This window comes from Pelagerythrobacter rhizovicinus (assembly GCF_004135625.1).
Classification (GTDB): domain Bacteria; phylum Pseudomonadota; class Alphaproteobacteria; order Sphingomonadales; family Sphingomonadaceae; genus Pelagerythrobacter; species Pelagerythrobacter rhizovicinus.
In genome coordinates this window covers 444,595-459,863 of record NZ_SDPV01000002.1, presented here as the reverse complement: position 1 = coordinate 459,863, position 15,269 = coordinate 444,595, and the positions used below count along the sequence as shown (strand labels likewise).

The window sequence follows — 15,269 nt, the reverse complement described above, 5'->3', positions numbered from 1 at the left end:
AATTCGCGCGCCTTGAGGATATTAAGATGAACACGAAGAAAACCAAATCCACGAAGCTTGGCGCGAAGGCGTCCAGGTCCGATAAGAAGAGCCGCACCTCGTCAACGAAGCCTATAGCAGAACGTCTCCTGCAATTCGTAGAGGCGGCCGATGATCCGCCCCTGATGGATCGATACGATGCGCTAATGGGAGTAGGTCGGCCCGTCGACGATGTGCTCGCGTCATACAGGGACCTTTTTAAGGAAGGTGCCAAGGTCGGACTTGCGAGCATTGAACGCTCGATGGTGAAAGAGGGCGCTGACTTGAAGTTTCAGGTTAGCCGCATCGCTATCCGCCCATTTGCCGACCCGGACTTTTCGATTGCAGACGCGCGAAAAGTCCCGGCGAAGTATGGATCGGCTGGCTACGACGGCATTGCAAGTGTGCGGTTTTGTCCGGTGCCTCATCCCGATACCGGGGCCGACATGATCGCCATGGACACCGTCGTCCTTTATAGTGGCAATCCTCCCCCGAGCAGGCCAGTCCGGCGCAGGCGAAGCCCTGCTGCCACTGATGGCGTGGATCATGCTGCTTCCGTCACCTTCAACTTGAATGACGGGGCGGCGGTGAAAGCAGCGCTAGCTTCGATATTTTACCCGCCGTTGGCCCACTTGCCGATCGGCGATCCCTTCGAGGACAAGGACAAACGGTTTGCGAAGGGTAGCAAGCAAGCTGAGCGCGCGCTCGTAACGCTTATGTGCAGGTCACAACTACCCGTGAAGAAGATGCTTATCGGCTTCGGAGCGGGCAAATCGATCGTGGACGGCGTCCACGGTCGGCTCGAGTATCTACTCAAGGAAAGATGCAAGGGCACTCCCGCGCTCGTTCATCGCGATCTCGTCCCACACTTCTGGTTCGGCGAGCTGCGGCGGCTGGAGCTGCACCACCTTTCTGTTCCGGAGATAAAGCTCCGCTGACGGAGCAACGGACAGGACTCCTTGTCGATCAATTTTTTTTCAACAACGAGACCGCCAATGGCCCTCCGGTCGCCTCGCGCAACCGGAGGGCAACGCGCAAGGAGTGCCCCCTGTGAACACCCTTTCCGAAATTTTCGCCGCGCCGAGCATTGCTGCTGCGCAGGCAGAGGCCGAGCGGAAGATCGCGCTGTTTGACGAGGCCTACCGTACGGACATCGCACGGTGGGCGATGGAGAGCGACGACCTCAAATTCCTGTCAAAGATCGTCCACCGTAGGCTGTCGGACCGTGCGCTATTGAGTAATAAATGGGTGCACCGCGCAGCCCAGTTCGAATTAATTGACGCCCTGTCCGACGCCTATCTGCAAGAGCCGGATCGGCAATGGCTTTGGTGCACCCTGGCATGGGATGCGGGGGTAAGCTGGGAGAGAGCGCCGGACATCGATTTGTTGTCATTGAAGGCGATCGCTAACGGACACCTACGTCGGAGCGGCCTCGAGGGTTTCGGAGTAATCGAGACCGACATTTGGAAGAATATGGTCGGCGAACCCGGCCGACGCTTGGTCTCGCATATTCACTTCATCGGAACTCGCGCGCCCGGTAATCACCTGAAGGTCACCGAAATAGAAGCGGAGATGCGGGATCGCCGCGCGCTGACCAATTCGCTGGGCGCGAGGAGTGTCGTTATAAAGAACGTTGGACAGACCGTAGATGACCTGACGTGGCTCGGGCAGTATATGCTGAAGCGGCCCGCCTTTGCGAAGAACCCGATCCCTCGGAACGGAGATGGGTATCGGCTTCAGGACGTGGCACACGCTCGCGGTAGTGTCGCGCGGCTGGTTGAGGTATTCTCCCATTGCGAAGTGGGTGACATAATTTTCTCGATCGGCTCCGGGCGTGCGATAGCGGAGAAGGTTCGGGCAGCCGTTAGGCGGGAGATTGCACCACGGACGGGTGCTTCACCTGCGCCAACCCCAGACGAAGCTCAGTCGCATTGGAACCGCATTCGGGATACCTGCGGCAACAAGCAATTCCACCCATGTCGCATCATCACGCGCGCCGACCAGCGCACATGAAAACTGTCGGCGGTAACTTCGAAAAAACCACTGCAACAAACGGGAAAAATTTGGGGGGTGCGACACGGCGCTATGTTAAGGTCACTACACCATAGCCCTAAGCCGTATCGTCTACACATCGGGCGCAGCTAGATACGTTCATCTGGCGATCCTTGCCTAAGCGTTTTTTCAAACGGGTAGGGGTCTGGTCTAGCACATGTCCGCCCGGAGATATCGGAATTGGCATCTACGCTCGGAAATTTCTAGCAGTGTACCGGGTCACGTAATTTTACGTTTACGATCTGCAGATGGATGTTCGCTCCGAGAGCTGCGCACCACCTAGCTACCAGTTCCATTGACGTCGAGAGTCTCATGGTCACTCTTTCTATGCTGAGGTTAAAAGTCGGATCGACGGGTTCTCGAGTTGGTGTAAACGGCCAGCGGAAGAATCCTGATTGCGGAAATGCTCCTTCTTTGTTCTCATAAGCGCATGGATATGATCCGGGCCAGCGACGACGAAGTCGAGGCAATGATCCACATTGCGGTGGCAACCGCACCACGCTGCGCGCTCCGCGAGGTGTTCGCGGACAAGTTCGCTTGAGAGCAGGCGGTAGAGATCATCGTCCATCGCGTGTTCGCCAAAATTGCGGCGCGAGATGATGCGCCATCCTACAGCCGAGGAATGCGCACTCGGTACGTACCGCTATTCGGAGAAGAGCACGCCTGAGTCGAAGATCCCCGAGCAAATCCACGATGGGGGCGTCCGCTCTTAGGCCGTTCTCAGACTGGCTGCCCCCGGAGCCGCAAGCAGAGCTAACGGACCTTGGTTCATCCGAGCTATCACCCAGCGTGCCTGGAGGCTTGTCGGTTCAGCCATGGTGCGGCTACAGCTAGGGACAAGTCATTGTGTCGTTGGGGGCTGAGTGCCGATACTGGATTGGATGACGCGCGGTGAAGATGTGCGCGCGGCGGCGGACGTGCCGTATCGGCTGTTGGAAACGGTGCCATCGCTCGACGGGGGCGACGCCGCGACCGGTAACATGCTTATTCAGGGCGACAACCTCGACGCACTGAAGGCGCTGCTTCCCTATTACAAGGGAGCGGTGAAATGTATTTATATTGATCCTCCCTTTAATACGGGGGAGGCCTTTGAAAATTATGATGATAATCTAGAGCATTCAGTTTGGCTTGGATTAATGTATCCACGCCTCGCTCTTCTTCGAGAATTTTTAGCTGACGATGGAACTCTCATCGTTCATTTGGATGCTAACGAGATTGCGTATGCAACGGTGATCCTTGACGAGATAATGGGGCGAAAAAATAGGACATACTTCGTCACATTCAAGCAATCTGCCCCGAAAGGCCATAAAACTATCAATCCAGGATTAGTTACAACGGCCAACTATATTGTCATATATGCTAAAAATAAGAATGAATGGAAGCCTGGAAGGTCTTATGCAGCCAGACCAAGGGATAAACGCTACAGTTCGTTCATTGAAAATTTCGATGAAGATATGCAAGACTGGCGTTTGATAACAGTTAATAAGGCTTTCTGCAAACACTTTGACTTTCGAACTCTTGGTGAAGCGAAAAAGGTGCTCGGCCAAGGATTCGAATCAAAGATCGAGCGTTTCGTGTTGGACCACGCCGATCGCGTTGTGCAACCTGTGCGACCTGATACCAGCCAAGTTGCGAAAGAAACTCAAGAAATAATTGAACTGTCCGAGAGGAATCCCTCCGATACGTTCTTGATAAAAAGGGATGATAAACTTCCTATTGTTCTCCGTGGAGGCCAAAGGTGGCTATTCTATAGTAGTAAGCTTCGCATGATTGATGGAAGATATACCACGGGGGAGGCGCTTTCGAATATTTGGGACGATCTGCTATCAAACAATATACACAATGAAGGCGATGTCAGGTTTCCAAAGGGCAAAAAGCCCGAAGCACTTATTAGACGCATCTTAGAATTATTTTCAGTTCGTGGAGATTTGGTGCTCGACAGCTTCCTCGGCTCCGGCACGACAGCGGCGGTCGCCCACAAGATGGGGCGGCGCTGGATCGGTATCGAGATGGGCGAGCATGCCGTAACCCACTGCAAGCCGCGGCTCGACAAGGTGATCGCGGGCGAACAGGGCGGAGTTTCCGAAGCGGTCGGCTGGGCCGGCGGTGGCGGCTATCGCTTCTATCGGCTCGGCGCAGCCGTGTTCGATTCCGAGGGGCACATCGCTGATGGTATCGCCTTCCGGACGCTGGCCGCGCATGTTTGGTTCAGCGAGACGGGCACGCCCTTCATCGGGACGGCCGACACGCCGGTGCTGGGGGTGCATGACGGGATTGCCTATGCCTTGCTCTACAACGGCATCCTTGGCGACCGCTCGGTCAGTGGCGGAAACGTGCTAACCGCTGCGCTGCTCGCCCGGCTGCGCGAGGAGAGCGGCTGGCACGGGCCGATTACGGTCTATGGCGAATGGAGCAAGCTGGGCGCGGCGCGGTTGGCGGAGGCGGGCGTGACATTCAAGCAGACGCCCTATGACGTGAGGGCGCGCTGATGGAACTGAAGGACTATCAGCACCGGGCGCTCGATGCGCTGCGCACCTTCCTCGACCAAGCGGCGATCCGCGATCACGCACGGGCCTATGCTGCCGCATGCGCGGTCGGCGAGCCGGGCGCCTACGGCGCGGCCTATCGCCCGCTCGCCGGGCTACCGGACGTGCCGTATTGCTGTCTGCGCCTGCCGACGGGCGGCGGCAAGACATTGCTCGCGAGCCATGCGATCGGCGTGGCGCGCGACACCTACCTGAACCGACGCTTCCCGGTGGTGCTGTGGCTGGTCACGTCGACCACCATAGCCGAACAGACGTTGGGCGCGCTCAAGAAGGTAGGCCATCCCTATCGTCAGGCGCTGGAGGCGACGTTCGGCGGTGCGGTGCGCGTCTACGGCATCGATGAGCGGCGCCAGCTGCGCCCGCAGGACATGGCCGATGCCGCGACGGTGATCGTGTCGACCGTGCAGGCATTCCGCGTGCGCAACGCCGAGGACCGTAATGTATATTTGGATGACGAAGAGCTGGAGCCGCATTTTGCGTCGCTGCCGGCCGGAGCCCACGTTGCTCGGCATGAGGATGGCGCCAGGCGGGGTAAGCCGATCGCAAGCTTTGCGAACCTGATGAAGCTGCACCGCCCGCTGGTGATCGTGGACGAGGCGCACAACTTCACATCGACGCTGTCTGGCGAGACCTTCGGGCGTCTGGCACCTGCCGCTGTGGTCGAGTTCACGGCGACGCCGGTGCGCTCCAACGTCATCGTCTCGGCCACCGCCGCTGAACTTAAGGCCGCGGATATGATCAAGCTCCCGATCCACCTGTCACAGCATACCAGTTGGCAGCAGGCGATTGCCCATGCGGTCGACAACCGCGCATGGCTGGAAGGTATCGCCGAGAAGGACGGCGGCGGCATCCGCCCAATCGCGCTCTATCAGGCGCAGCCCGCCCGCGAAGGCGCGGAGGCGACGGTCGACGTGGTGAAGCGCCATCTGATCGAAGATTGCCGCATTCCCGAAGACCGGATCGCGGTCGCGACAGGCAACCAGCGCGAGCTCGACGGCATCGACCTGTTCGACCCCGCTTGCAAGATCGAGCACGTCATCACCGTCGACGCGCTGAAGGAAGGCTGGGATTGCTCCTTCGCCTACGTCTTCTGCTCGCTCGCCAGCATCCGCAGTGGCGGCGCTGTAGAGCAGCTGCTGGGCCGGGTGTTGCGCATGCCGTTCGCGACGCGCCGCTCATCCGAGGAGCTGAACCGCGCCTATGCGCATGTGTCGGAGAAGAACTTCTTCGAGGCGGCGGAGGGGCTGAAGGACCGACTGATCCATATGGGCTTCGATGAGCGCACGGCATTGGAAGCCATCGTCGAGCAGCCCGATACCTTTGAGTGGCGCGATGACCAGCCGTTGTTCACCCGGCCTGAATTGCCGGTGCTGCGCGTTCAGGAACGTCCCGACCAGAGCGCGTGGACGCCCGAGATGGTCGCCGCGACCCGGATTGCCGATGGCGGCGACGGCGGCGTCGCGATTACGTTCGACACCGATGCGCCTGACGATGTGCTGCGCGACGTCGCCGCCGCCGTTGCCACGCCGGAGACGACACCGATCACGGCGGTAGAGGCGTTCATTGCGCGGCGCGCCGAGACGCTGTCCCTCGCCGAGCAGGGACAGGTGCTGACTCTGCCGCGTCTCGCGATCGAGCGCGACGGGCAGCTGGAGATCGTCTTCCCCGAAACGCTGGTCGACGTTGGCGGATGGGATCTGAGCCAGGTCGACACCAGTCTCCCGGGCTTCGCGCTGACCGAGCGGCCAGACACGTTCGAGATGGACGTGGAAGGCGATCAGGTTGTCTACAGCCGCATTGACGCGGCTGCCGAACTGGCGCTGGACGACGCGACCGACTGGGACGTGGCGGCGTTATCGCGTTTCCTCGACCGCACGACGCGCCAGCGCGATGTCGCCCAGCCGATCTTCCTCGAATATTGCCGTCGCGTGGTCGAAGGCGTCGCGGAGCGTATCCCGCTGCCGCAGTTGGTTCGCGGGAAGTTCGCGTTGCGCAGGGCGATCATCGCGCGAGTAACCCAGCTACGACGCGAGGCCGGTGCGCGCGGTGTGCAGTTGCTGATGACCGACATCGCACCCGTTCTGGCGCTCGGCGAGAATGGGTTCAGCTTCTCGAAGGCGGGCTATGACCCGCGCACGCCCTACGCCGGTCCATGGCGGCCGCGAAAGCACCTGTTCGCGCAGGTCGGCGACTTGAAGCACGGCGGCGAGGAATGGATGGCCGCCGTCCAGATCGATGATCACGAAGCGATCCAATTCTGGGTGCGGAACGTGGACCGCACCACCTGGTCCTATTCGCTGCCGACCTCGTCTGACCTGTTCTACCCGGATTTCGTGGCGCAGCTGCAGGACGGCCGCAAGCTGATCGTCGAATACAAGGGTGCGGACCGGACCGACAACGCGGATAGCCGCGAGAAGAAGAACATCGGCGCGCGGCTGCAGGAAGTAAGCGACGGCAAGGTCATATTCCTCTGGGCGGAACTCGATCGCGGCGGCGGCGTGGCGCGGCAGATCGATGCGGCGATTGGTTGAGGGGCTGAAATGGACAAGTTGAATCGAAAGCAGATCCAGGCGCGTGCTCGCGAGATACTGCAAGAGCATACTGGCGGGATCCGCTGGGGAGAGATCCTCAAGCTGATCCACTCCGAGGCACCGGATACGCCGCCCAACAGCATCCACGGTGCCATCCAAGTGCTGTTCCAGAGCTCGGACGATATCGTGAAGGTCGCCCGCGGCACCTATCAGCTGTCTAAGTTTGTAGACGAGGACGCGGCGGAGGCGATTGCCGCTGACGCAGCCGCTGCGACCGCGCCCGTCGTGCCCGTGAAGGACGGCGCCGTGCAGGGAACGTTGGCGGAGCAGGATTTCTATGCCAGCTTTGCGGACTGGCTGGAGGAGAACGACGAAGTCACGATCGCGGGCGAACTGGGCGGCAGCAGTCTCGGCGGAAAGTGGGGCACACCGGATGTGATGGGCGTGCTAAAGCCCCGTGCCCAAGACATGTTCAAGTTCGAGCCGCAGATCGTCACCGCCGAGATCAAGGCGACGCCGAGCCAGCCAGTCGTCGCCTTCGGACAGGCAGTTGCCTACAGGCTGTTCTCGCACAAGAGCTACATCGTCGTCCCGCGCACCACGAGCAGCGACGACATGAATCGGCTGAAATCGCTGTGCAGCATCCACGGTGTGGGGCTGGTCGTCTTCACATTGGACAAGGCAGATCCTGATTATGGCGTGATCGTCCTGCCTGCCGTGGCGACGCCGGATATGTTCTATGTGAACAGCATGCTCGACAGATTGAAGGTGAGCGAACCGAATCTGCTGAACCGATTATTTTGAGACTGAAAATGGGCCGTTTGCCGACAGTCCGCTTCGGGACCGACGGCGCGAAAAGCGGACCGCCGTTTGGTGAAATGCGTCTCAGGATCGCATGATCATCACCTTCCCGCGGCATCGACCGGCGTGAAGGCTGCTCTGCGCGGCACAGGCGCGCGGGGCCCCGTTGGGGGTTAAATGGTCGTGGCCCTTGCCGCCGGAACAGATCGGCAACATAGTGGATAGGCATGACCGATCGATTGGATGCTGATGCCTGGGAAGCGCTGTTCGCGGCAACGCCCGCCTCACTGAGACCCGCTAGCACATTCGACGCGGTCGCCGGCTTGGAGCGGCGGCTGTCGCTCCTCGAGCCAATAGAGACAGCTGCGATGCTCGCCGGGCTGCAAACGGATCCCTCGTTCGGTTCCAACTCAGTGCGCCTGGACATGGCAATGCGGCTCGTTCTCACCTGTGCACAGGGCGACGTCCGGCCAACACGGGACAAGCTCTATCGGCTACTCAACCGCGATCTGGTCGACTGCGGAATCAACCAGCTAGAGGATCCGCCCGAGGATTTTTTCGTTACCATCGCTGCGACACGGCGTGGCCCGTACCGGCTTTTCCAAGGCGTCTGGGAAAAGGCGGCTGCGTTCACCGAGGACGTGTTCGAGGCCTTCGGCCATCTGCCACCATCACCTTGGAGCTCGGAGGCCTTCGATCGCGCTTACGCACTGCTGGCGCTCTCGGACTTGCTCGCTGATCGCGCCGGCTTGACGGACCGCGTTACTGCCGAAGACGAGTCCTCGGCTAAGCTTGATTTGCCCAGGAAACGTAATCTTGCGCGGATTGCAAAGCGTTGTTTGGTCAGCTGGACCGACCTGGCCCGCCTGGACGTGAGCGAATGTGATCTCGCCCCTTTCATTCTCGGCAGCACCACGGGCACAAACATTCGCGATGCGGAGCCCGGAGACAGCGAGCTCGAGCGTCTGCCACTGATGGCATTCGCCGAGGGCATTCTGGTCGTCGCCCCGCACAATCTTTCGATCGCAGCGCGTGCGCACCTCATCGAGGAAGCGGTGGCCCATGGCGAAGCCGACCGCCTTTGCTTCCTGCTGCTGAACACACAAAGCGAGCGCATCAGTATCGCCGGCTTTGCACGGATGTGGGACTTGCCGACCCAGAAGATCGGAGGGCACCCGGTTCGTCAGACGATCTGGGCCAGCTCGGTCGGCAGGCCAATCCACCTTCTCCAAATCGTCGACGGCTTCGAGGGGGTTCCGCCTGCGAGGTTCGGTGTGATCGAGGACTCCCAGTCGCTGGAGAATGTAGTCAGCCGCTCGATCGCGTTTGTGCAGGAGCAGATGCGCAAGCGACCGGACTTCCGTGAAGGGTTGTCGATCGTGCTCGTCGGAGGATGGGGACGCGCAGGCAGTCTCTCGTTGCCATTGAGCGACGAGCCAGACTGGGATGTGATCGCGCTTGAGCCGGAGGATGCCGCGACAATTTGCCTCGCCGGCCGCGGAGGTGGCAAGCCGATGGACCTGTGGCGTTTGAGCAAGCAGCTCCGCCTGGTCGAAGCCCAAGGTTTTCGGATCGAACACACCAATGGCTGGCTCAACCTGTTTGCGTTGTGGCGCGAGACCCGGCGGACGCTGATCCCCGAGCATGAGGTCGGTTTCCAGCCACCGGCTTCTTTCCACTACCCAACCGACTTGCTGTTGGAAGTCCGAGGCGATGCGGCGCGGCGCCATAACCGTAACGCAATGCCGCTCCCAGACGGACGTTTCGAAATCGTGTCCCGGTTCGATCGCGGAGATTTCTTCGACGCGGACAAGCCGTCGTTCGTTTCCACGACCGGCCTCGGCCGCGGCGAAATGCTCGGCCTGGTGGTGGGCCGGCGCCCCGTGTGGCTGCAGATCGTGCCCGACTCCGGCAGCGACCGGGCGTTCGACACGCATGAGACTTGGAGAGCGGCAATTCACTGGCTCGAGGTCGGGTTACCGGCCTTCGACACAGCCTATCCGGACCTGGACCAGGATCCGGTCCTGATCACGCTCGCTATCGAGTGGCCCCCTGATCGCCTGAAACGCCCGGTCGACAACGTCGCGATCGATGCTGCGATCTCCATCACGCTGGACCGGGATGTCCGCACAGCGCGGCTCGACCTCGGCCCCGCCTGGCAGCATGGGCTGCACCGCGCCGACAACCACGCCGAACTGTCCCTTGCCTCGGCGCTCCTTTCTATCGTGAGCGCGCTGGCGGGCGGCCGGGTCGACCGCGCCGACTTGTATGCGCTGATGCAGGAGGTGGTTGGTTCCGACGACATCCGCTGGCGCCATTCGTTCGCCGCCGATCGCCCGCTCATGCTGCTCAAGGCACATGGCCTGATCTCCACGTTCGAGGAAGTGCCCGAATCGGCATCGGCGCTCGTCCGCTGCGGCTCGACCTTCCTTTCACGTCCGCGCTCGGCGGGCCCGCGAATTGAAGGCGCAGACGACTGCTTCGTGTTCCTGATGGCACAACATGGTGCACTTACCGAACGGCTGCTGGAGACGATCGCCGAATATGACCGCACGGCGCTTGTAGAGCTGGCGCTGTCGCGACTGGTCTCCGCCTTGGCCGAGGATCAGTCCTGGACGCTATCGGCCCGCGCGCTGCGCGCCATTCATGGTGCGGAGAAGGACTTCGAACGCAGCCTCAGCCGCCGCAGCGAGATCAATGGAGTAATCCGCGGGGCATCGATCGTGGTGGAAATGGCCGCGTCCGAGGCGCCGCTTTCAAGCGGACGACCGATCGGTCAAGCGGACGTGGACGAGTTGCTCGCGCAAGCACTGCTCCTCTTCCAAACAGCTGAGCTGATTCCTCCGATCCGGGCGGGGTTCATCGAGCCCGAGCTACAGATCAGCCCGACTGGCGACATCCTTTACGATCATGCCTTCACGCGCTCGGCGCTCGTGCCGAGCGTCCATGCGCGGCATTCGGAGGCACGCCAGGACGCGGACCGCGCATACCGCTCGCATTTCGATCGTGCAGCCGAGCAGGGCCCGCTCGATCGTGCCTTTGAAGCCGCCGTTGTCGCAGAATACGGTATTCCATTCGATGCCTTCACGGCGCTGAGCGGCGCCTGCGCGGAACTCGCGGTAGCGGCAAAAACCGCGGCGCCCCGCCTGCGACGATCGGAACTCGTCGGCGCAATCGCCGCGCTCCCCGGCTACGAAGACATCGACCCCGCCGCTGCAATCGACCGGCTCACGCTGCCGGCCCGGCGCGGCTGGAAGACCCTTCCCTCGGGGCTGGGTGCTTCTGATTTCGACGTCAGTCGCTTTGACCGCCATTTCTCGTTGATCGCCCGGCCGATCGTCGCGCTCGATGCTGACGAGGATTCGTTGCTGCTGGTGTCGCCGCCCTTGATGGAACGTTCCGCGCTCCACAATCTCGCCGGCGCGATGCAAGGAACCTTGCAAGGCAAGTTCTGGACGAGCCCCGCAATGCGCGTCTTCGTCGGCGCAGCGGCCGAGAAAATGGGTCTCGACTTCAACCAGCGTGTCGCTGAGCACATTCGAGCGCTGGGCCTAACATCTTTCCCATCGACCAAGGTAACCGATGCGCTGCACCACAAGGGAACCGACGCGGTAAAGAGGTTGGGCGATATCGACGTGCTCGCGCTCAGTGCGGACGGCCACCACGCTTGGGTGATAGAAGCCAAGGACATTCGGTTCTGCCGCACGCTGGGCGAAACCAGCAGTCGCCTTTCCGAATATCGCGGGCAGACAGATTCGCGTGGCCGGCGCGATAAGCTGCGCAAGCACCTCGACCGGGTCGAATATGTGCGCGCACACCGGATTGATCTTGCACAACGATACGACTTGGAAGAGCCACCGGCCGTGCATGGGTTAGTCGTGTTCGAGAGTCCGCAACCGATGGCTTTCGTACCCAGCCATCCTTCCACCGATGCACGCTTCGTCATGCTCGGCGACCTCAATGGTCTGGATTGGGCGCCGCGCATGTAGCGAAGGACGAACAGCCGCATGCAAATCTCCGAAAGTCGAATGAGATGACCAATTACCTCGACGAATTTCCGATACCTGCCGAACTCCTGCCTCCACGCCTCTTCGGGTTGCTGAGTCCCGTGGGAACGGAAAGTGATCTCCGGGTCGATGTGACGACACGCTTCGAGGTCGATCCGTACGGCCCCGGCCGCGAGCACGTTCACATGATCATGGCGCTTGCATCAGATCAAGGGCCGGGCGACCTCTCGAAATATGGCGAAACGGGACATGGCGTGGTCTATTTCTCGCAGCCCGACGTGCACGAATTCGGAGAGATCAGGGAGTTCCAGCCGTCTGTTTCCGGTCTCGACTACATTGTCGCGTCACAGGGGGGCGGATCCTTTTTTGCCTACCATTTAGCAGAGAAGGTGTGGATCGCTCTTGGTCTCACTCCGCGTGTGCTCGGCGGCGATGCGCAAAAACTGGTCTACGACGACCTGTCATTGCCCGAGTTCGGCGTCGCCGAGGGCGAGGTCTCGACCGAATACCACTACACGTCCAAGCGCAATGTGAACTGGTCCATGTCCAACGCGTATCTGCGCCGGTATCTGTGGATGCGCGGAGCATACGGAGTCCGACTGTTCTTCTACCAGACGCTGCTTCCCGACTGCGTCCAAATTCGCGATTTGATGCAGGGGGAAACGCACATCGTCCTGAACCCCGAGGGCAGTTGGTACGACCTCGACATTCGCGAATACGAGGAACGCTTGCTCATCCAGGTCTGGGCAATTGTGCACGCTGTCGAACCAACGCTGTGCCCAGAACCCACCGCGGAAGGGCTGGTCTGGCCGGGCGTGGATGGAGCTATGACGCACGCGCGAGCTGATGCGCTGACCGCGACGACGCCCGTTCATCTCAACGACCAATTTCTAGAGCGCTACGAGCAAAGCGGCTTTTTCGACACCATCCCCGCGAAGGTCGGACAAGCCTGGTACTGCAGTCCCTCGTATCTCGGGCAATGGAGTTTCACCGACTGCGTTCGGCTCGGGCGGAACATGGTCAGAGTACCTTTGCGCGAGCTCTACAAGCCTAAGCCGGATCGTGAAATCCTTCATGCGCACGCGCATGTCTTGACGCCTGAGAAGGTCGCCGAATTCGATCCAAGCGAGGAGCACATCGCTGGGAAGACGGGCCGGCTTGCGTCCGAGCTGCTTAGGTTTGGAGAGGCGTTCGGCGCGATCGGACAGAGCTTCGGAGATGACCGCGAGCCCGTCGATATCGTCGGCCTCTCACGTACCGAAATCAACGCGAACGGCTGGCTCCATTATCCAGAATTGGTTCGGTTGGCCCAAGTCGCACCCCTGGAAATGACAGAGCAGGCGTTCCTTTCTCGGTGCAAGAGCATCCATGAAATCTGGCAAAAAATCCCAAACGCCTTTCTGCGTAATCTCTTGGTGCGAGCTGGACATACTCGGGCAGACATCAAGGATCTTGGCAGCCTCAAGCTGCTTCAAGCCCTCACCAACGTCCTCGAACGTCTCAACGGCGACGGGGAAGATCTCGATTCCTTCGGAGCGGGCACCGATCCAGACGATCTGACGCGACGAAACGCCGCGCTCGCACCACTCTTCATCAACAACGAACTTCGGATTGGCGACGCTCACAACGCAGGCGAAACGCTGGCGCAGCTGGAGAGCTTGAGTTTCGACATCGCCTCCGTGAACCAAGGTTTCGGAAAGGCGCTCGATCACGTGTTCGACGGGGTCATTGCCGCATTCTCGCACATGAACACACAGGCTGAAGCGTTGCTCGACCGTTGAAACGGACAATCGGTCGGCCCGGTGCTAGCTGCGCTATGTGGACGACTGCGCACCGACGCGGCCCGTCGCTGCATCCAACTCCTGATCGGTATAGTCGGCCGAGCCACTCTCGATCGACTTCATCGCCGCGCGATAGGCCGCTGACGGGATCGCCAGCGCCTCGCCCTGGGTCGAACCGACCTCTTCGGTGAGCGCGGTCAGCGTGGCGCGAAGCGCGGCGCTTTCCATCCCCGCCATGTCGATCTGCGCGAACTGACGAACCTTGCGGCGCAGCTGGGCATAGGCGACGCCCGCGCGCTGATGCTGGGCGGCGCGTTCAGAGGGATTGAGAAACGTCATTAGCGCTGTGATCGCCGCGCCCGCCAGCGCGAGGATGCCCGAGACGACCGGGTCGGCGCTGGCAAGGATCGTTGCACCGGCGGCAGCCCCGATCAGCGCCGCCGGGATGCCGAGCCAGTAGTTGCGCCTGCGCCAGGCACTGGCCGCCGCGAAATGCCCCTTCTCCGAATAGAGTACGTCGACCGCGAGCTTGCGGGCTTCGGCGAGCATCGCCGCCCTGTCGGCCCTAGCTCTATGTCCGGCGGAAGCGCTCACAGCGTCGAACCAATCGCCGATCCGAACAGCGATTTCCATTCCCCTGCGGCCAGAAAGTCGAGGCTGGCCTGCTCCCACTCACAGGCTCTGCGCGCGCTCGTGAGGGCCGCGCGCGCCTTCGACGCCCAGGCGACACCGGAAGTGACCCATAACCCGGTCCCGGGCATCACGGCCGAACGGCCGGCATTCTCGACGAGGAAGGCGAAGAAGTCCCGCACCATCCAGTCGTGATAGTAATAGTCGTGCGAGTAAGGCCAGGTGCGGAGAAACTCGACCGCCATCCGCTCCAGCATGAAGGACTTGATCGGCACCGAGCAGTGTCGCTGCCACTGCTTGGCCATCCGAATCAGGCGGCGGGTCGCACCAGCAGTCGCTTCGTCCGACTGGTCAAGCGAGGCGATCTCGGCGATCGGGTCGGTCAGCCGGTAAGAGCCACCGTCATTGGTGTCACAGATGAGATATTGGCCGTTGTCGAGCGCGAAAGCCGGAATGATCTCGACTGGCATCGTCGCGAACCGCACGACCACCACTTGGCCGTCGCCGCGCATCTCGCTCTGCGGATAGGTCTGGGCGAGCACGCTGCGCACCTCCTGCAGCAGCTGCGATTGCCGGTTGCCTGCACGCGCTTCGAAGCGCCTATAGACCTCCCAAGGCAGGGCGAACATCACGTCCACGTCCCTCGGCGGACGAACCCGCAAGTACTTGCCCCAAGAGCCCGTCAGCAGCGAATTGGCGGCCTCGTCATTATGGCCGTAGTACCAGCGATTGAGGGTGGCGCGAACACCGGCCTGCTTGCGCAAGCCATCCTGAAGTTGGGCATCTGTCACCGCGAGGTTCTCGATGAAACCTCGAAATCGCTGCTCCACGTAACGCCATTGCAACCAGGTCGACGGGGTCGGCGCGAGCGCCATCAGTGCATTATTCATGCGCGCCCTCGCG

9 protein-coding genes are annotated in these 15,269 nt (G+C 61.1%); 7 read left to right on the top strand and 2 right to left on the bottom strand.

The features are described from left to right. Positions 1–26: 26 nt before the first annotated feature. The 7 genes from ETX26_RS10090 to ETX26_RS10060 all read left to right on the top strand — a co-directional run bounded on the left by ETX26_RS10090 (position 27) and on the right by ETX26_RS10060 (position 13,736). Positions 27–956: a hypothetical protein gene (locus ETX26_RS10090; RefSeq protein ID WP_129524564.1), complete on the top strand. Its 930-nt coding sequence runs from the start codon at positions 27–29 to the stop codon at positions 954–956. 112 nt (positions 957–1,068) lie between these two features. Further along, positions 1,069–2,031, top strand: coding sequence for a hypothetical protein (locus ETX26_RS10085; RefSeq protein ID WP_129524563.1), 963 nt, complete (start codon positions 1,069–1,071; stop codon positions 2,029–2,031). Positions 2,032–2,951: 920 nt separating this feature from the next. Continuing rightward, positions 2,952–4,559, top strand: a complete 1,608-nt coding sequence (locus ETX26_RS10080; protein WP_129524562.1) for a site-specific DNA-methyltransferase — start codon at positions 2,952–2,954, stop codon at positions 4,557–4,559. Continuing rightward, the gene (locus ETX26_RS10075) at positions 4,559–7,147 is read left to right on the top strand and encodes a DEAD/DEAH box helicase (protein WP_129524561.1); all 2,589 of its coding nucleotides are present in this window, start codon (positions 4,559–4,561) and stop codon (positions 7,145–7,147) included. The genes ETX26_RS10080 and ETX26_RS10075 overlap by 1 nt, the downstream gene beginning before the upstream one ends. Positions 7,148–7,156: 9 nt before the next feature. Beyond that, positions 7,157–7,951, top strand: coding sequence for a hypothetical protein (locus ETX26_RS10070; RefSeq protein ID WP_129524560.1), 795 nt, complete (start codon positions 7,157–7,159; stop codon positions 7,949–7,951). Between the two features lie 224 nt (positions 7,952–8,175). Further along, the gene (locus ETX26_RS10065; RefSeq protein ID WP_129524559.1) at positions 8,176–11,937 is read left to right on the top strand and encodes a hypothetical protein; all 3,762 of its coding nucleotides are present in this window, start codon (positions 8,176–8,178) and stop codon (positions 11,935–11,937) included. Between the two features lie 44 nt (positions 11,938–11,981). Beyond that, positions 11,982–13,736, top strand: coding sequence for a hypothetical protein (locus tag ETX26_RS10060; RefSeq protein WP_129524558.1), 1,755 nt, complete (start codon positions 11,982–11,984; stop codon positions 13,734–13,736). 33 nt (positions 13,737–13,769) lie between these two features. Here the strand turns inward: ETX26_RS10060 and ETX26_RS10055 are convergent, their stop codons facing one another. Further along, positions 13,770–14,285 carry an SLATT domain-containing protein gene (locus ETX26_RS10055; protein ID WP_165271748.1) on the bottom strand — a complete coding sequence of 172 codons (516 nt, stop codon included), beginning with the start codon at positions 14,283–14,285 and terminating at the stop codon, positions 13,770–13,772. 41 nt (positions 14,286–14,326) lie between these two features. Continuing rightward, complete coding sequence (locus ETX26_RS10050) at positions 14,327–15,256, bottom strand: SMODS domain-containing nucleotidyltransferase (protein WP_129524556.1); 930 nt, start codon at positions 15,254–15,256, stop codon at positions 14,327–14,329. Positions 15,257–15,269 lie beyond the last annotated feature (13 nt).